19 protein-coding genes are annotated in these 16580 nt (G+C 71.4%); 8 read left to right on the top strand and 11 right to left on the bottom strand.

Annotated elements, in window-relative coordinates; translation table 11 throughout:
• Positions 1-22: 22 nt before the first annotated feature.
• The 5 genes from HED23_RS01750 to HED23_RS01770 form a co-directional block, all read right to left on the bottom strand.
• Positions 23-1378, bottom strand: coding sequence for an MFS transporter (locus HED23_RS01750; RefSeq protein ID WP_203187315.1), 1356 nt, complete (start codon positions 1376-1378; stop codon positions 23-25).
• A gap of 268 nt (positions 1379-1646) precedes the next feature.
• The gene (locus HED23_RS01755; RefSeq protein WP_203181684.1) at positions 1647-2135 is read right to left on the bottom strand and encodes a MarR family winged helix-turn-helix transcriptional regulator; all 489 of its coding nucleotides are present in this window, start codon (positions 2133-2135) and stop codon (positions 1647-1649) included.
• A 49-nt stretch (positions 2136-2184) separates the two neighbouring features.
• Complete coding sequence (locus HED23_RS01760) at positions 2185-2520, bottom strand: deoxyxylulose-5-phosphate synthase (RefSeq protein WP_203181685.1); 336 nt, start codon at positions 2518-2520, stop codon at positions 2185-2187.
• A 62-nt stretch (positions 2521-2582) separates the two neighbouring features.
• On the bottom strand, positions 2583-2951 hold the full coding sequence (locus HED23_RS01765) for a hypothetical protein (RefSeq protein ID WP_203181686.1): 369 nt from the start codon (positions 2949-2951) through the stop codon (positions 2583-2585).
• Positions 2944-3537 (bottom strand): DinB family protein, encoded by a 594-nt coding sequence (locus HED23_RS01770; protein WP_203181687.1) that lies wholly within the window; start codon positions 3535-3537, stop codon positions 2944-2946. Before HED23_RS01770 ends, HED23_RS01765 begins: the two co-directional genes overlap by 8 nt.
• Before the next feature lie 222 nt (positions 3538-3759).
• Here HED23_RS01770 and HED23_RS01775 point away from each other — a divergent pair, with 222 nt between their 5' ends.
• The 4 genes from HED23_RS01775 (at position 3760) to HED23_RS01790 (ending at position 6093) form a co-directional block, all read left to right on the top strand.
• A complete protein-coding gene (locus tag HED23_RS01775; protein ID WP_203181688.1) occupies positions 3760-4134 on the top strand; it encodes a VOC family protein in 375 nt (124 codons plus the stop codon).
• A gap of 283 nt (positions 4135-4417) precedes the next feature.
• Positions 4418-4927: a helix-turn-helix domain-containing protein gene (locus HED23_RS01780; RefSeq protein ID WP_203181689.1), complete on the top strand. Its 510-nt coding sequence runs from the start codon at positions 4418-4420 to the stop codon at positions 4925-4927.
• 28 nt (positions 4928-4955) lie between these two features.
• The gene (locus HED23_RS01785) at positions 4956-5639 is read left to right on the top strand and encodes a hypothetical protein (protein ID WP_203181690.1); all 684 of its coding nucleotides are present in this window, start codon (positions 4956-4958) and stop codon (positions 5637-5639) included.
• A gap of 118 nt (positions 5640-5757) precedes the next feature.
• Positions 5758-6093, top strand: a complete 336-nt coding sequence (locus HED23_RS01790) for a DUF2516 family protein (RefSeq protein ID WP_033298647.1) — start codon at positions 5758-5760, stop codon at positions 6091-6093.
• Here the strand turns inward: HED23_RS01790 and HED23_RS01795 are convergent.
• The 3 genes from HED23_RS01795 to HED23_RS01805 all read right to left on the bottom strand — a co-directional run bounded on the left by HED23_RS01795 (position 6075) and on the right by HED23_RS01805 (position 10185).
• A complete protein-coding gene (locus HED23_RS01795; protein WP_203181691.1) occupies positions 6075-7424 on the bottom strand; it encodes a PP2C family protein-serine/threonine phosphatase in 1350 nt (449 codons plus the stop codon). The genes HED23_RS01790 and HED23_RS01795 overlap by 19 nt on opposite strands.
• Positions 7425-7843: 419 nt before the next feature.
• Entirely contained in the window at positions 7844-8911 is a 1068-nt protein-coding gene (locus HED23_RS01800; protein ID WP_203181692.1) for a C40 family peptidase, read from the bottom strand.
• A 488-nt stretch (positions 8912-9399) separates the two neighbouring features.
• Positions 9400-10185, bottom strand: coding sequence for a class I SAM-dependent methyltransferase (locus HED23_RS01805; protein ID WP_203181693.1), 786 nt, complete (start codon positions 10183-10185; stop codon positions 9400-9402).
• A 193-nt stretch (positions 10186-10378) separates the two neighbouring features.
• Here HED23_RS01805 and mshA point away from each other — a divergent pair, with 193 nt between their 5' ends.
• Positions 10379-11728: a D-inositol-3-phosphate glycosyltransferase gene (mshA, locus tag HED23_RS01810; protein ID WP_203181694.1), complete on the top strand. Its 1350-nt coding sequence runs from the start codon at positions 10379-10381 to the stop codon at positions 11726-11728.
• Positions 11729-11789: 61 nt separating this feature from the next.
• Positions 11790-12296 carry a YbjN domain-containing protein gene (locus HED23_RS01815; protein WP_203181695.1) on the top strand — a complete coding sequence of 169 codons (507 nt, stop codon included), beginning with the start codon at positions 11790-11792 and terminating at the stop codon, positions 12294-12296.
• A gap of 103 nt (positions 12297-12399) precedes the next feature.
• On the opposite strand, the gene HED23_RS01820 is transcribed toward HED23_RS01815, so the two are convergent.
• Entirely contained in the window at positions 12400-13377 is a 978-nt protein-coding gene (locus HED23_RS01820; protein ID WP_203181696.1) for a phosphotransferase family protein, read from the bottom strand.
• Positions 13378-13599: 222 nt separating this feature from the next.
• Between HED23_RS01820 and HED23_RS01825 the strand changes: the two genes are divergently transcribed.
• Positions 13600-14379 (top strand): hypothetical protein, encoded by a 780-nt coding sequence (locus tag HED23_RS01825; RefSeq protein ID WP_203181697.1) that lies wholly within the window; start codon positions 13600-13602, stop codon positions 14377-14379.
• Here the strand turns inward: HED23_RS01825 and HED23_RS01830 are convergent.
• Both HED23_RS01830 and HED23_RS01835 read right to left on the bottom strand, forming a co-directional pair.
• On the bottom strand, positions 14363-15295 hold the full coding sequence (locus tag HED23_RS01830; protein ID WP_203181698.1) for an EamA family transporter: 933 nt from the start codon (positions 15293-15295) through the stop codon (positions 14363-14365). The genes HED23_RS01825 and HED23_RS01830 overlap by 17 nt on opposite strands.
• Positions 15292-15963 carry a nitroreductase family protein gene (locus tag HED23_RS01835; protein WP_203181699.1) on the bottom strand — a complete coding sequence of 224 codons (672 nt, stop codon included), beginning with the start codon at positions 15961-15963 and terminating at the stop codon, positions 15292-15294. Before HED23_RS01835 ends, HED23_RS01830 begins: the two co-directional genes overlap by 4 nt.
• 75 nt (positions 15964-16038) lie before the next feature.
• Here HED23_RS01835 and HED23_RS01840 point away from each other — a divergent pair, with 75 nt between their 5' ends.
• Positions 16039-16551 (top strand): MarR family winged helix-turn-helix transcriptional regulator, encoded by a 513-nt coding sequence (locus HED23_RS01840; protein ID WP_203181700.1) that lies wholly within the window; start codon positions 16039-16041, stop codon positions 16549-16551.
• Positions 16552-16580: the final 29 nt, after the last annotated feature.

The following is a 16580-nucleotide window of genomic DNA, read 5'->3' on the forward strand; positions in this document are numbered from 1 at the left end:
CGGGTCGAGGGGGTCGAGGGGGTCATGGGCGTCGGGAGGGGGCGGGGCGCAGGACGAGGAGCGCTACGGCGAAGGCGGCGACGAGCAGGCCGGTGCCGACGGTGAACGCGAGCTGGTAGCCACCGGTCAGCGCTTCGGCCCGGTGGTGGCCGTCGCCGAGCATCCGGTCGGTCCGGGACGCCGCGAGGGTGGTCAGGACCGCCACGCCGAGGGCCATGCCGATCTGCTGGGTGGTGTTGAAGACCCCGGCGGCGAGACCCGCGTCGTCCTTGCCCGCACCGGACATCCCGAGGGCCGTCAGCGCCGGGAGGGCCAGTCCGAAGCCGGCCGCGAGGAGCATCACGGGGAGGACGTCGGTGACGTAACGCGCGTCCACGGGAATCCGGGTGAGGAATCCGAGGGCGCCGGTCAGCAGGCCGATCCCGGCCAGCAGCACGGCGCGCTCGCCGAACCGTGTGCTGAGCCGGGCCGAGACGCCCAGGGATACGCCCCCGATGACGACGGCGGCCGGGAGCATGGCGAGGCCGGTCGCCGCGGCACCGTATCCGAGTACGTGCTGCAGGTGCAGTGCGACGATGATCTGGAAGGAGAACAGGGCTGCGACCATGAGCACTTGAACCAGGTTGGCCCCTACGACGCTGCGCGAGCGCAGGATGCGCAGAGGCATGAGGGGGGTCCGTGTGGTGGCCTGGCGGACGGCGAACGCTCCGAGCATCGCGACGGAGGCCGCCCCGAGGCCCAGGGTGTGTGCGGAGACCCAGCCGTGCTCCTCGACCTTGACCACGGAGTAGATGCCCAGCATCAGGCCCACCGTGACGAGGGCGGCTCCGACGGCGTCCGCGCCGCCCGCGAGCCCGGTGCCACGGTCGGCGGGCAGGGCCCGGCGGGCGACCAGGAGGGTCACCACGCCGATCGGCAGGTTGATGAAGAAGATCCAGTGCCAGCTGAGGGCGTCGGTGAGGATGCCGCCGAGCACCTGTCCGACGGACGCCCCGGCCGCACCGGTGAACGAGAACACGGCGATGGCCCTGGCACGTTCGCGAGGCTCGCGGAACAGGGTGATGAGGATGCCCAGTCCGACGGCGGAGGCCATCGCGCTGCCCACACCCTGGAGGAATCGGGCGGCGATGAGCATCGCGGGGGTCGTGGCCGCACCGGCGAGCAGTGAGGCGACGGTGAACACGGCGGTTCCGGCCATGAACACGCGGGAGCGGCCGATCAGGTCGCCGAGCCGTCCGGCGAGCAGGAGCAGGCTGCCGAAGGCGATCAGGTAGGCGTTGACCACCCAGCTGAGGCCGGCGGAGCTGAACCCCAGGTCGCGCTGGACGGCGGGCATCGCCACGGTCACGATCGAGCCGTCGAGGGTGATCGTCAGCATGCCTGCCGCGATCACCCCGAGCGCGAGCCCGCGTGTACGGGCTGCCGGATCGGACCTGGGGGATCCCGAGGCGCGGAGCCCGGGAGCGGTGATCTCGGAGTCGGCGGGCTCGGAGGCAGGGCGTTCGAGGGCGGGGCGTTCGGGGGCGCCGGAAGCGGGGCGCGCGGCGTCAACGGCCATCGGTCTTCTCCTGTCGGGTGGATCGACAGGAGTGACCGTAGCAGATGGTTTTGTTGCAGACTATATTTAACGGTCCCGCCTGCGGCGCCTATCGCTGTCCCTGACGTGCCCGCCTGACCGGCCGGGGGCTCTCGGAAGGAGTGGCCAGGTGGCCCGTGGTCAGCTGGTTCAGGGTGCGGAGGAGGGTCTCGCGGTCGCTGTCGGGAAGCGCCGCCAGGGCCTCCTGGTGCACCCCGTCGACGATCTCCTGGCTCCGTACGGCGATCCGGGCACCCTCCTCGGTCACGGCGATGATCCGGGCCCGCCGGTCCCGGCTGGAAGGCCGCCGTTCGGCGAGCCCCGCGCTCTCCAGGGCGTCCACGGTGACCACCATCGTGGTCTTGTCCATGTCGCCGATCTCGGCGAGCTGGATCTGGGTGCGCTCCTCCTCCAGGGCGTGGACCAGAACGCAGTGCATGCGTGCGGTCAGCCCGATCTCGGCGAGCGCCGCTGCCATCCGGGTCCGCAGGACGTGGCTGGTGTGGTCGAGGAGGAAGGACAGGTCGGGCGCGGTGCGGGCGGGGGTCAGGGCTGTCATGCGACCAGCGTAACAATTCGTACTGTGGCAGATCGTCCGCAAGGGGACGTTAATGCGGGGGCTCGGGCCGGACCAGCGCCCTCGCGAACGGCTCCCCGGACCTCTCGGCGTACGCCATCCGCTCCTTCACCTCGCGCAGCGTGCGCGGGCGGTACCCAGGACCGCCGCAGCAGCTCTTGTGGAAGCGGACACCCGCGTTCAGCAGCACCGAGAGCGTGCGCCACGCCGCGGTGTCCCGGCGCCGCGGCGCCGCGAAGGCGGACCCGACGTGGATCAGCGCACCGGCGCACCGCGGGCAGACACGGTGCGCCCTCTCCCGGTCGTAGGGCTGCTTGTAGGACGCCCGGCACGGCAGGCAGACGTACGAGGTCTTCGAGGGCGGCATGGGGCCAGAGTAGGGCGCGCGGCCTGTCTGTTCGACCGGTTTACGCGGCCCGCCCGCTGTGCTCACCGCGACCGGACTTCACGGAGCAGCGTGCCCTCGTCGTCGTACGACTCGAGGGTGAAGCTCAGCCCGAACCCTGTGAGGAGCGACGCGAGGGTGTCGAGTCCCTCCGGAACGACGAGACCGTTCAGCAGGGTGTCCGACCCCTCGGTCGGATCGAGCTCGGCCTGGCACCAGCCGGTCTCGACTTCGTACCCGTACCAGGAGGACGACCGGGACGACCAGCCGGCCCGCGCGAAGCGCTCGGCCACGGCAGGGGTGCTGAGGGGGCCGCGCAGCACGGCGCACACGTCGGTCCCGGTCTCCAGCCACGCGGGAGCGGTGCCCCGGTCGCCCGCATGTTCGTTCCTCGCTCCGCCGGTGTCACGCAAGCCGGCCGGCTTCGCGGGCCACGCGCTCCAGCCGGCCCCGGTGGCCCTCCCACCACGCCGCGTCGCCGGGCGGCATGCTGTCGTTGCCCTTGTTCATCCCCACGGCACCGTCGACGAGTTCGCGGAGGATGTCGGCGTGCCCGGCGTGCCGGTGCGTGTCGGCGATCACGCGCACAGCGGCGTGGTGCAGCGTGGTCTCGTTGCGGTGGCTCGGCCACCAGGGCACCGTGCCGACCGTGTCCAGCGGCAGTGCGTCGATCGTCGCGTCCGCGTGGGCCCAGGCCCGGTGGTAGAGCTCCACGATCTGCTCGCGTGACTCGTCGGCGGTGACCCACATGTCGGCGTTCGGCTCGGCTCCCTCCTCGACCCACGGCAGTGGTTCGCCGGACGGACGCCCGAACGTGTCGCCGAGGTAGCCCAGTTCCACGCAGGCCACGTGCTTGACCAGGCCGAGGAGATTGGTGCCGGTCGGAGTCAGCGGGCGCCGGACGTCGTACTCCGAGAGCCCTTCGAGCTTCCACAGCAGGGCGTCCCGGGCCGACTGCAGGTAGTGGTGGAGGTCGGCCTTGGCGTCAGGTGCGGTCATGGCGCCGAGTCTGCCGCTTCCGAGGCCTTCGGTCTCCGCCTTTTCGCCCGGGAGCCGGACCGGCGACGCCTGGCCGGCCGCCTGGCACATGGCGCAGCGCCGGATCCCTCCGGGGTTCCGGTGGCGGTACTCCGAGCGCCCCGGAAAAGCGACTGCTGCGGGAGGCTGGAACCAGCAGGATGTTGCTCATCGCGGAAGTCCACCGATCGGCCCGGAGGTGCCATGACCCTGCAGATGAAACTGGGTGCGATCACACTCGACTGTCCTGACCCGTCGGTTCTGGCGGTGTTCTACCAGCAGGCGACCGGCCTCGAACCCCATCCGAAGTCGAACGCCGACTTCGCGGCCCTCAGCAGTGAGGACGGACTCGTCATCGGCTTCCAGCGGGTCGAGGGCTACCGGGCTCCGCGCTGGCCCGGCCAGACCGTTCCGCAGCAGCTCCACCTCTGCTTCAAGGTCGAGGAAGACCTGGACGAGGCCGAGGCCAGGCTGCTGGAGCTCGGCGCGGGCAAGCCGGATCATCAGCCCCATGAGGCCGCCAGGGCGCGGGTCCTCACCGATCCCGCCGGGCACCCCTTCTGCATCGTCAGAGGCTGACCGTCGTCGGGCCCGAAGAGGCTGACCGTCGTCGGGCCCGACCACCGTCTGGGGTCTACCGTCGCCGGAGGCCGACTGGCGTCGGGGGCCGACTGTCGTTGGAGAACGGCCGGGATCCTGGAGGGCTTCGGGAGCCGTCGCCTGGGCCGCACGGCTTGAGGGTGCGGAGCGGGTCCTCGCTCCGCCGATGGGGAGTGGGTCCCACCCCGGCTCCCGGATGGTATGGAACACTTTTGCAAGCAGGCGCTTGCAATAGTTAGCAAGCGTGGTGCACCATCGACGCATGGCATCACTCAACGTCGGCAATCTCGGCGAGTACCTGCGTGAGCAGCGGCGTACCGCGCAGCTCTCCCTGCGGCAGCTCGCCGACGCCGCCGGGGTGTCCAATCCGTATCTCAGCCAGATCGAACGCGGTCTGCGCAAGCCGAGCGCCGAGGTGCTGCAGCAGGTCGCCAAGGCCCTGCGGATCTCGGCCGAGACGCTGTACGTGCGGGCCGGGATCCTCGATGAGCGGGAACGGGAGGAGCTGGAGACGCGGGCGGTCATATTGGCCGATCCGTCGATCAACGAGCGGCAGAAGAGCGTGCTGCTGCAGATCTACGACTCCTTCCGCCGCGAGAACGGTTTCGATGTCGCGCCCGACACCGGCGCCGAGGTCCACGGTGCCGCCGGTGCGGAGAGCAGAATCGATGCCGACGCGGAAAGCGGCACCGGTGGAGCGAACGGTGCCCGTCCGGATGCCCGCGGCCCCCGCACGGCCGGCGGCAGTGATGCAGACCCACCAGCGAACTGACTTCTGATGATCCGGGAGGACCACAGTCATGGCCATCACCGATGACCTGCGCAAGACCCTCACCGACCCCACCCCCCTCTACTTCGCCGCAGGCACGGCAGACATCGCCGTCGAGCAGGCGCGCAAGGTTCCGGCTCTGATCGACCAGCTGCGGGCCGAGACGCCCGAGCGGATCGAGGCGGTGCGCAACACCGATCCGAAGGCGGTACAGGAGCGGGTCACCACGCAGGCCAAGGAGGCTCAGGCCACCGTGCAGGCGAAGGTGACCGAGGTCTTCGGAGCGCTGGACACCGACCTGAAGAAGTGGGGCGAGACCGCCCAGGACCTGGCGCTGCGCAGCGTGGGCGTGGCCGCCGAGTACGCAGTCCGGGCGCGTGAGACGTACGAGAAGGTCGCCGAGCGTGGCGAGCAGACCGTGCGGACCTGGCGCGGCGAGACGGCCGACGAGATCGTCGAGATCGCCGCCGTCGTCGAGGCCGAGCCGAAGTCCGTGCCGAAGCAGAAGTCCGAGACGGCTGCGAAGCCGGTGACTCCCGCCAGGCCGGCGGCCTCGGCGAAGCCGGTGACCCCCGCGAAGCCGGTGGCCCCCGCCGCGAAGAAGCCCGCGCCCAAGGCCGCCGAGTCCAAGGCGACTCCCGCCGCGACGGCGAAGAAGCCGGCGCCCGCGCGCAAGCCCGTGGCGAAGAAGACCTCCCCTCCTTCCGCGAAGTAGGCGGGAAGCGGTTCCAGGAGTACCGGAAGAACGGGCCGGGCACCTTTGGGGGTGCCCGGGTCGTTGTCCCGGTACCTTGGCCGCGAGGCGCTCATCCACTCACTAGGCGGTGCTCACCGTGTTGCTCGAAGCATTCGGCTCTTTCCTCCAGCTGCTCTACCTGGCCATGCTCGTCCTGGCCGTGGTCGCGCTGGTCTTCGCCGTGACGGCGCGCGAGGACGCCTACCGGGCCGCGGACAAGCAGAAGAAGTCCTTCTGGCTGATCATCCTCGGGGTCACCGTCTTCGTGAACCTCGTCATTCCGATCCTGTTCCTCCAGATCGCGGGCGTCATCGCGTCCATCGTCTTCATGGTGGACGTGCGGCCGGCGATCAAGGCCGTGTCGGGCGGCGGCGGCCGTCGCGGCGGCTCCAGCAGCGACGGGCCGTACGGCCCCTACAACGGCGGGCGCTGAGCGCCCGCCGACGAGGCGGCACCGGGGCGGGAGCGCGATGCGCTCCTGCCCCTCCGTCGTATCCGGGCCTCGTCGCGTTCCAGCAGCAGGACCGCCACGTCGTCGGTCAGTTCGCCGCCGTTCAGCTCCTGCACCTGTGTGACCGCGGCCTGGAGGAGGGCCTCGCCGCCGAGCCCCTGGTCCAGCCGGCCGTTGACCATCGCGACCATGCCGTCCTGGCCCAGCCGCTGGGTCCCCCCTTGGCCGACCCGCCCCTCGATCAGCCCGTCGGTGTACATCATCAGGCTCCAGGAGCCGCCCAGCTCGACCTGACGGCGCGGCCACCGGGCGTGCGGCAGCAGGCCGAGGGCCGGGCCGCCGTCCTCGTAGGGGAGCAGGTGCGCCGCCCGTCCCTGGCGGGCGATCAGCGGCGCGGGGTGGCCCGCGATGCACAGGCCCGCACGGCGGCCGTCGGGGGCGATGTCGACGGTGCAGAGCGTCGCGAAGATCTCGTCGCTCTGCCGTTCGTGCTCCAGGACCTGCTGGAGCGTGGACAGCAGGGCGTCGCCGCAGAGCCCGGCCAGCGTGAGCGCCCGCCAGGCGATGCGCAGCTCGACACCGAGCGCGGCCTCGTCCGGTCCGTGCCCGCAGACGTCGCCGATCATGGCGTGGACCGTGCCGTCCGGTGTGCGGACCGTGTCGTAGAAGTCCCCGCCGAGCAGGGCGCGGCTACGGCCCGGCCGGTAGTGGGCGGCGAAGGCGAGGTCGGAGCCGTCGAGGAGCGGGGTGGGCAGCAGCCCGCGTTCCAACCTGGCGTTCTCCTGGGCGCGCAGCCGGGACTCCGTCAGCTGGTGCTGTGCGATGTCCGCGCGTTTGCGTTCCACGGCGTACCGGATGGCACGGCTCAGGAGGCGTCCGTCGAGCTCGCCCCGGAAGAGGTAGTCCTGGGCCCCGACGCGCACGGCCTCGGCCGCGCGCTCGGCGTCGTCCTCCGCGGTGAGGGCGAGGACGGCGTGGCGAGGTGCGATGCGCAGGACGTGCTCGAGGGCGGCGAGGCCGCCCGGGTGGCCGCTCTCGCCGTCACGGCCGTCGGCGCGTGCGCCGGAGGGCAGGGCGGCCGCCTCGATGTCGAGGTCGAGCAGGATGCAGTCGACGTCGTCGGTCAGCAGCCGGCCGGCCTCGGTGAGGTTGCGGGCGGTACGGACACGGACCCGTGCTCCCGTGGTGGACGACAGATCGGGGACGGCGAAGGTGCCCGCAGGGTCGTCCTCGATCACCAGGAGTGTGAGGTCGGCGCCATGAGTGGTCTCCGCAGCGGGAACGGCACGTTGCTGCGGTACGGGTACGGGCATCGGTTCGGGTTTCCTTCCCTCCCCCCGAGGGCGCGGCGGACCGACGATCGACGACCCGCCGACGGGGACGATAGCGGTCCGCGGCAGGGGAACGGAATGGCGCCCGGAGATCATCCTCCGTCATATGCGCGGCCATAAGCCGCGTCCCACCACGGATCCGGCGTGATGGGCGCGCACGAAACGGACATGAGGTCATGACGAACATCACGCGTCCGACACGCACCGCACACATCCGCGGAGACGTCCCCGGGCGCGGGGAGAGAGGTGTGCGTCACCGTGGCTCGGCACAGCGGCACGTCACGTGCCGCCCCACCGGCCCGCCCGGCGCCGTCGCGTGGCCCCCGTCACGCGCCGACCGGCCCGTCACGCGCCGACCGGCCCGTCACGCACCGGCCGCCCGGCCCGTGGTGCCGTGGCGCCTACTTGTCCGGCCGGACCACGCCCAGGATCCGCATGGAGCCCGCGCCCGCGAGCGTGACGTTCCGGCCGGGCCGCGGGGCGTGCACGATCGAGCCGTCTCCGACGTACATCCCGACGTGGCTCGCGTCGCTGTGGTAGATGATCAGGTCGCCGGGGCGCATGTCCTGGACCGGGATGCGGGGCAGTTGCCGCCACTGCTCCTGGGAGGTCCGGGGGATCGGCTGCTTCGCCGCCGCCCAGGCCTGCGAGGTCAGTCCCGAGCAGTCGTACGAGCCGGGGCCCTCGGCTCCCCATACGTACGGCTTGCCTATCTGGGCGGTAGCGAAGGCCAGTGCCTGCTTGCCGGCCGCGCTCGCCTCGCGGTTGATGTCCTTGAGCGCGCCGGAGGAGAGCCAGGCGGCCTGCGCCGTGGACGCCGCGTCCCGTTCCATCTGGAGGAGCCTGGTGCGCTCCTTCTCGGCCAGCTGCGATTCGAGCTTCTCGGCCGCCGCGATCTGCGCGTCGATGCTCTTCTTGGCCTTGGCCTGCTTGACGCGATTGGCCTCGATCTTCTCCCAGTTGAGGCTCGCGTCCTTCGTGTACGTCTCCAGGTCCTCCTGGGCCTGCTCCAGTTCGGTCAGCATGCCTTTGGTGGCCTGCTGGCCCTGCCGGGCCTGGTTGACCCCGTCCATGAAGAGGTCCGGATCGCCGCTCAGCATCAGCTGCGCCCCTGGGGGGAGCCCGCCGGTGCGGTACTGCTCGCGGGCCTGGGCGCCCGCTCTGTCCTTCAGTTCGGCGATCTTCGCCTGGCCGGCGGCGATCTCCTTGGTGAGCCGGACGATTTCGCCGGACTGCTTCTCGGACTGCTCCTCGGCGAGGTTGTACGCGTCGGTGGCCGCCCCGGCCTTCCGGTAGAGGGTGTCGATCTCCTCGCGCACCTCATCGAGGCTCTTCTTCGCGGTGGCCGGAGCGGTGGCCGTCGGGCCGGGCTCGGGGATCGGGGCGGCCATGGCCTGGACCGGCGCGGTCAGCAGGGCCAGTGCGCAGACCAGGGTGATCGCGGCAGTGGCACAGTGGCGTCGGTTCACAAGCTCCCCCTCCGGGCGAAAGGCAACGAAAGCCGTATCGCACTCATCTGACTTACCGTCAGTAACGTTCGTGTGACGACGCGATCGTGCCATGTTGTCCCGTAAAGCAACAGAGCCCCGGGCCGCCTGCCCCGTCACACAGGGGGACGAACGATGATCCGCCGGTGTTCCCGTATCCGGCCACCCCCCCCGGATCGTCCCGGCGCGGCGGCGCGAACCGTCTGGCTCAGGCCTTGGCTCCGCTGCCGTACGTCTTGGTGTTCACCTCGGTGCCGAGTGCCGAGTGCCGAGTGCCGAGTGCCGAGCGCCGAGCGCCGAGCGCCGAGCGCCGAGCGCCGAGCGCTTCTCGCCCCGGCCCCGGTGTCGTCCGCCTCTTGCCCCGGCCCCGGCGTCGTTCGCTGCGAGCCCCCTGCCTCGGTGCCCGTGCGCCGTCCGTTCCGAGCCCCGGCGTCGCGCATCGTGCGCCTGGTGTCCCGCTCCGGCGCCGCTCACCCCGTGGCGGGCCGCAGTGCGGACCAGCGCACCGTGATCTCGCCCTGCCGCCATCGCCGTACGCCGTCAGTCAGCGGCCAGTCGGCGGAGACCGCCCGGACCGCCGCGATCCAGCGCTGCCGCGCGCCCAGTGACGTATAGGGGGAGGCGGCGGCCCAGGCGCGGTCGAGGTCCCGGAGGAAGGCGTGCACGGGTTCGCCCGGCACGTTGCGGTGGATCAGGGCTTTCGGGAGGCGCTCGGCGAGGTCGGAGGGGCGTTCCAGCGAACCGAGCCGGGTCGCGAAGGTGACGGTGCGCGGCCCCTCCGGGCCGAGCGCGACCCACACGTGCCGACGGCCGATCTCGTCGCAGGTGCCCTCGACCAGCAGCCCACCTGGCGCGAGCCGGGCGCACAGCCGCTCCCAGACCGCGGAGACCTCGCCCTCGTCGTACTGGCGGAGCACGTTCGCGGCCCGGATGAGGACCGGCCTGCCCGCCGTGGGGATCTCGAAGCCGCCGTGCACGAAGGTGAGGCCCTCGCGCTCGTACGGCCGGGCGGCCGCGACCCGTGCGGGGTCGATCTCGACGCCTACGACGGCCGTGCGGGGCTCGGCGGTGCGCAGCCGCTCCAGCAGTTCGACGGCGGTCCAGGGCGCGGCGCCGTATCCGAGGTCGACCGCGAGGGGCGAGTCGCTGCGGCGCAGTGCGGGGCCGTGGGTGGCGGCGATCCAGCGGTCCATGCGGCGCAGCCGGTTGGGGTTGGTGGTCCCGCGGGTCGCGGTGCCGATGGGGCGCTGGTGCATGAAAAGGAGCGTATGCGAAGCGCGGGCGGGCACATGCGGAGCGGGCCGGGGGCACAGGGCGTCCCTCCGGCACGCCGGATGAACGTAATTATTTGGCAAAACGGAAATGAAAGGCCGGATTCCGCTGTTCTGGCCCTTCGGAGGGGTCGTGTGCCCCGTACGTGTCATGCCCTGAGCGAGGAGGAGCGGACCCGTGAGCCAGTACGTCTCCCGGCTCGGCAGCAGCCGTGCGGCACCCCGTATCCGCTTCCCGGGCGGTTTCGCCGGACACCGCAAGCCGCGCCGGGTCGCGATGCTCTCCGTGCACACCTCTCCGCTGCATCAGCCCGGCACCGGCGACGCGGGCGGCATGAACGTCTACATCGTGGAGCTGGCCGAGCGCCTCGCCGCGATCGGCATCGAGGTCGAGATCTTCACCCGCGCCACCACAGGCGGACTGCCCCCGGCGGTCGACCTGGCGCCCGGAGTCGTGGTGCGGCACATCGACGCGGGGCCGTACGAAGGGCTGGCCAAGGAGGAGCTGCCCGCCCAGCTCTGTGCGTTCACCCACGGTGTGATGCAGGCCTGGGCCGGTCAGCGCCCCGGCTACTACGACCTGGTCCATTCCCACTACTGGCTCTCCGGCCAGGTCGGCTGGCTGGCCGCCCAGCGCTGGGGCGTTCCCCTCGTCCACGCCATGCACACGATGGCGAAGGTCAAGAACGCCGCGCTCGCCGAGGGCGACACCCCCGAACCAGCCGCCCGCGTCATCGGCGAGACCCAGATCGTGCATGCCTCCGACCGGCTCATCGCGAACACCGCCGGGGAGGCCGACGAACTCATCCGCTTCTACGACGCGGATCCGGCGTCGGTCGCCGTCGTGCACCCCGGGGTCAATCTGGAGCGTTTCCGCCCCGGCGACGGCCGCGCCGCCGCGCGCGCCCGCCTCGGCCTGCCGCAGGACGCCCTGATCCCTTTGTTCGCGGGCCGCATCCAGCCGCTGAAGGCCCCGGACGTGCTGCTGCGCGCCGTCGCCGTACTCCTGGACCGTGACCCCTCGCTGCGCTCGCGCATCGTCGTACCCGTGGTGGGAGGCCCCAGCGGCAGTGGGCTCGCCAAGCCGGAGGGCCTGCAGAAACTTGCCGCGCGCCTGGGTATCGCCGACGTCGTACGGTTCCATCCGCCGGTCGGGCAAGACCAGCTCGCCGACTGGTTCCGGGCGGCGTCCGTGCTGGTCATGCCCTCGTACAGCGAGTCCTTCGGGCTCGTCGCCATAGAGGCCCAGGCGGCCGGCACGCCGGTGGTCGCGGCGGCGGTGGGCGGCCTTCCGGTCGCGGTGCGGGACGGCGTCAGCGGCTTCCTGATCCCGGGGCACGACCCGGAGGCGTACGCAGAGGCGCTGGGCCGGTTCGCGGACAGCGCCGAGCTGGCCGGCCGGATGGGCGATGCCGCGGCCGCGCACGCCCAGTCGTTCGGCTGGGGCACGGCGGCGTCGGCCACCGCCGATGTGTACACGGCGGCTATGCACGACCACCGGCGCCGCGCCCGCTCGCACCACGGCTGAGGGGACGGGTGTGGCCCGCATCCGGGCTGAGCGTCCGGGCCCGTTGTCGTACGCTCGCAGCATGGCTGACGTATCCGACGAAGCAGCAGCGGCGCAGGTCATCGAGACGACGCTGAACGACGCGGAGCTCGAATGGGAGAACCCCGAGCCCGGCAACTACGTCGTGAAACTGCCGGGCACGCGCAAGCTGTCCACGACCTGTTCACTGCTCGTCGGGCAGCACTCCCTCTCTCTCAACGCCTTCGTCATCCGTCACCCGGACGAGAACGACGCGGCCGTGCACCGCTGGCTCCTGGAGCACAACCTCCGCCTCTTCGGGGTGAGTTACGCCATCGACCAGCTCGGCGACATCTACCTCGTCGGCAAGCTCCCGCTCTCGGTCGTCACGCCCGAGGAGCTGGACCGGCTGCTGGGCGCGGTTCTGGAGGCGGCGGACGGCGCCTTCAACCCGCTGCTCGAACTCGGCTTCGCGAGCGCGATCCGCAAGGAGTACGCATGGCGGGTGGAGCGTGGTGAGTCGACGCGCAACCTGGACGCCTTCACGCATCTGACGCAACGCCCGTCCTGAACGCGGCCGTCGGTCCTGAACGCGGCTGCGTGTTCGGCGCATGTCCTCTGCGCGGCGCCTGCCCTCCTTGGGCCTCCTCCGTCCCGAGCCCGCGACCGGCGGACTACGCGAGTTCCTCCAGTGCCGCGACGAGCCGCGGTGCCACCGCACTCCATGTCTGGTCCAGCGCGTCGGGCCCCGCGCCCCTGGGTACCGTCTCGGTGAGCATGATCAGGTACAGGTAGCCGCGGTACAGGTTGAGCCGGCGCCGTACGGACGGTGTGAACACGATCGGTGAGTCAGTGGCGGACGCGTAGCCCGCGAGGAAGTCCAGGTCGGTCTCGGGATCGCCGAACAGGTTCGTGGAGACGAGATCGGCGACCGGATCACCCCAGAACATCCGCTCGCCGTCGATGATCCCGCCGATGCGCCGGGCCCCGGGCTCCCCGGTCAGCAGGAGATTCCCCTGCCACAGGTCGAAGTGGACCAGGGCGGGCCGGGTCACCTCGTCCAGCACGTCCGACGCACCGGCGAGCACCTCACGGACGCGGTCCACCGGGAGCGGCAGCCTCGCCCCGAATCCCTCGGCGTCCGCCAGCACGGCACCGGTCATCGCGGTGAACGCCTCGCGCCAGGTGGGGGAGAGCGGCCCCAGCGGCTCGGCGGGGTACCCGAACCCACCGGGTCCCGTCACACCGTGCAGGCGGCCGACGATGCTCCCGAAGCCGGTGCGCAGGGACCGGGTCTCGCCGTCCGTCAGTTCACCGGCGACGGCACTCCAGGGCTGTCCCGGGCGCGCGGTCATGACGACGTACGCGCCGGCCGGCGCCCCCGGGTCGAGCTCGCTGTGCACGACCTGCGGGATCGTGGTGCCGCCCGCGGTGGCGGCGGCTCCGTAGAAGGTGACCTCGTTGACGAGCAGTCGCTCTTCGTAGCTCAGCCCGGTGCCGTGTGCCGGTGGGATCTTCACCACCCAGTCCCGGCCGTCGTCGAACTTGACGCGGGTGACGGTGTTGTAGGTGCCCCCGGCGAGCGCCTCGCGGGATGCGGGCTCGGGGGCCCCGACTGCTGCGAGAACGGCTGCTGTTGCGTCGACGGACACGGACGGGGTCCCCCCGGGCTCGACTGCGGAGTGGCCACCCCACAGGAGCTTCACAGGGTGATCACGAGGGAGTCACGATCACATCCCGTGACCGGTCGGGGCGATCATCGGACAGGTGTCCGATCGTAGAGTGTGCCGCACTGCGACAGCGCTGCTTTGGCGGCCTCGAATCCTGCCCGATGGCACGGCTGTTGCTCCCTCAGACGGAGAGATGAACGAACCATGCGCGCCACCGCCGTACGCCGTACCGCCTTCGCCGCCGCCGTGGCGTCCCTGACACTGCTCGCCACAGCCTGCGGCGGCTCGGACTCCGACGCAAAGGGTGACGGCGGTTCCACGGGGGCGAAGGACGACGCCTCCGCCAAGCCCGCCACGGTCAAGGCGTTGACGTCGGCCGAGCTGGAGAAGGCGTCGCTGGAGCAGGGCGACGTCGCGGGTCACAAGGTCTCGAAGACCGGCCCCGAGGACATCGCGCAGGTCGGTGACGTCACCGTCGACAAGAAGGAGTGCGAGCCCATCGGGTTCGCGTTCTACGGAGTCAAGCGGGGCACCCCGGTCGGCAACGCCGGGCGCAAGGTCGTCGAGGAGCCGAAGAAGAACGAGTCCGCCGACCCCGCGGACGCGCTCGCCGGCATGCTCGACATGACGTCGTCGCTGGTCACGCTGGCCTCGTACGAGGGTGACGGCGCGGTGAAGAGCCTTTCCGAGCTGCGTGACTCCGCCGCCAAGTGCGCGACCGGCGGGTTCACCCTGTCCATGAAGGGCTCGAAGCAGAAGGTCACCAAGCTGACCGAGGAGAAGGTGACGGGCGGCGAGGAAGCCCTCGCCTGGCGGGTCCAGATGGGTGAGGGCGACGAGGCCACCCCCTTCAAGCTCGTGAGCTTGCGTCAGGGCGGCACGGTCGCCACCTTCTTCTCCTTCAACCTCGGCAAGACGGGCGCGGACGCCGGCTTCGAGCTGCCGACCGCAGTGGTCGACGCCCAGGTCAAGAAGCTCGGCTGACGCCGGCGCGTCGAGCGCGTCGAGGGGGCGGGGGCCGGTCGGACGGCTCCCGCCCCTTCGCCGTACGGGGGCGGGCGAGGATCACGGCGACGACGACCGTCAGCGCGCCGGCGAGCTGCGCCGGCGACAGGGTCTCGTCCAGGACCAGATAGCCGAGCACCATGGCGGCGAGCGGTGAGGCGAAACCGAGTACGGATACCGTCAGCGCCGGCAGCCGCTCCACGCCTCGGAACCACACCGCGTATGCGAGCAGGGCACCGACGAACCCCAGGTAGGCGAAGCCGGCGATGTTCCGTCCGTCGACCGCGTCGGGCAGACCCTCGCCGATCAGGGTGACGGGCAGCAGGAGTATCCCGCCGAAGCTCAACTGCCAGCCCGTGAACGTCAGGAGGCCCACCCCGGGCGGCCGCCCCCAGCGCTTGGTCAGCACGATGCCGCTCGCCATGCTCACCGCGCCCAGGAGCCCCGCGCCGACTCCCACCGTGTCCAGTTCCGCGCTGGGCGTGAGGGCCAGCAGGGCGACACCGGCGAGCCCGAGGGCGCAGGCCGCGGCGTACGTCGCCGTGATGCGTTCCTTCAGGAGCAGCGCGGACAGGACGAGCACGATGGTCGGCTGCACGGCCATCACCAGGGCGGCCACACCGCCGGGCAGGTGGTAGGCGGCGACGAAGAGCAGGTAGAGGAAGGCGCCGATGTTCAGCGTGCCGAGCACGGCGGCCCGCCACCACCAGTGGCCACGCGGCAGGGTCCGGCCGATGGCGAGCAGGATCAGGCCGGCAGGCAGGGCACGGACGGTGGCGGCGAGCAAGGGGCGGCCGGGCGGCAGGAATTCGGTGGTGACGAGATAGGTGGAGCCCCAGACCAGCGGGGCGAGGGCGGTGATCGCGGAGTCGACGGCGATCCGGTCGGTCTTCACCGTGTACCGCCTTCCCCTGCGCCGTAGCGGCCGGTGAAGGCCTGGCGCGCCCGAGGGCGCCTGCCCGGGTGCGTCCGGGTCTCCGCCGGTCTGCCCACCGGCAGCAGCATCGCTATGTGCAGGTCGTCGCGGTCCTCTATGCCGATGGCCCGCTTCACCTGTTGCTCGTCCCAGCCGTTCATCGGGGACGTGGCCAGCCCCACGGAGGTGGCGGCGAGCATCGCGTAGGTCGCGGCGATCACCGCGTCCTTGACGGCGTACTCCCTGAGCAGCCCGCGCTGTTCGAGATCCTGCTGGAAGACCAGGGTGGCCTCTGAGAAGCCGCTGACGAACCGCTCGTTCCACGCGCCGCTGCGCAGGGCATGGTCGTAGATGTCGCTCAGGTCCTCGCGCCATGCCTGGCTCGCCGCCACGAACACCAGGGTGAGGGGGGCTTCCTGGGGGTGCGGCTGACCTTCGGTGGCGCGGGTGAGGGCCGCCCGTCCCTCGTCGTCCGAGACGACCACGACGGAACGCGCCTGCACGTTCCAGCTGGAGGGCGCCTCCAGCGCCAGGTCCAGAAGCTCGGACAGCTGTCCGTCCGGGACCGGGTCGGGCAGGTAGTGGCGGATGCTGCGGCGCTCACGGATCGCCTGCGGCACCGTGAGGGAGCTCGTGTCCTGCGTCATGGCTGGACCGTAGCGCTTTTGCTTAGCGCTAAGCAACCTAATAGCTCAACGCTAAGGTAAAGATAGGATGGCCCCATGAGCGACCATGTGGACCGCGTGCTGGCGCAGTGGGCGGAGCAGTACCCCGGGCTGGACTCCTCCTCGATGGCGGTGATCGGGCGCATCAAGCGGCTGGCCCGGATCGTCGAGGCGGAACAGCGCGCCGTCTTCGGCGCGCACGACCTCGACGCGGCGGCGTTCGACGTCCTGGCCACACTGCGGCGCAGTCCGGCGCCCCACCGGCTGACCCCCGCGGAACTGATGCGGTCCGCCATGGTGACCTCCGGCGCGATCACCCAGCGGCTGGACCGGCTGGAGGAGCGGGAACTCGTCATGCGCACACGCCGGCCCGAGGACGGCCGCAGCGTGCACGTCTCCCTCACCCAGACGGGACGGGAACTGATCGACCGGGTGCTGGTGGACCACGTGGCCAACCAGAACCGCCTGCTGTCGGGCATCACCGACGAGGAGCGCGACCGGGTCGCGGACAGCCTGCGCGGGCTGCTGGAGTCGCTCGGAGACACCGACCGTCAGGTCAGGCTGGGGTGAAGGAGCTGCTGAGGGCAGCGGCACGAGCT

The organism is Streptomyces pratensis, from assembly GCF_016804005.1.
GTDB lineage: Bacteria > Actinomycetota > Actinomycetes > Streptomycetales > Streptomycetaceae > Streptomyces > Streptomyces pratensis_A.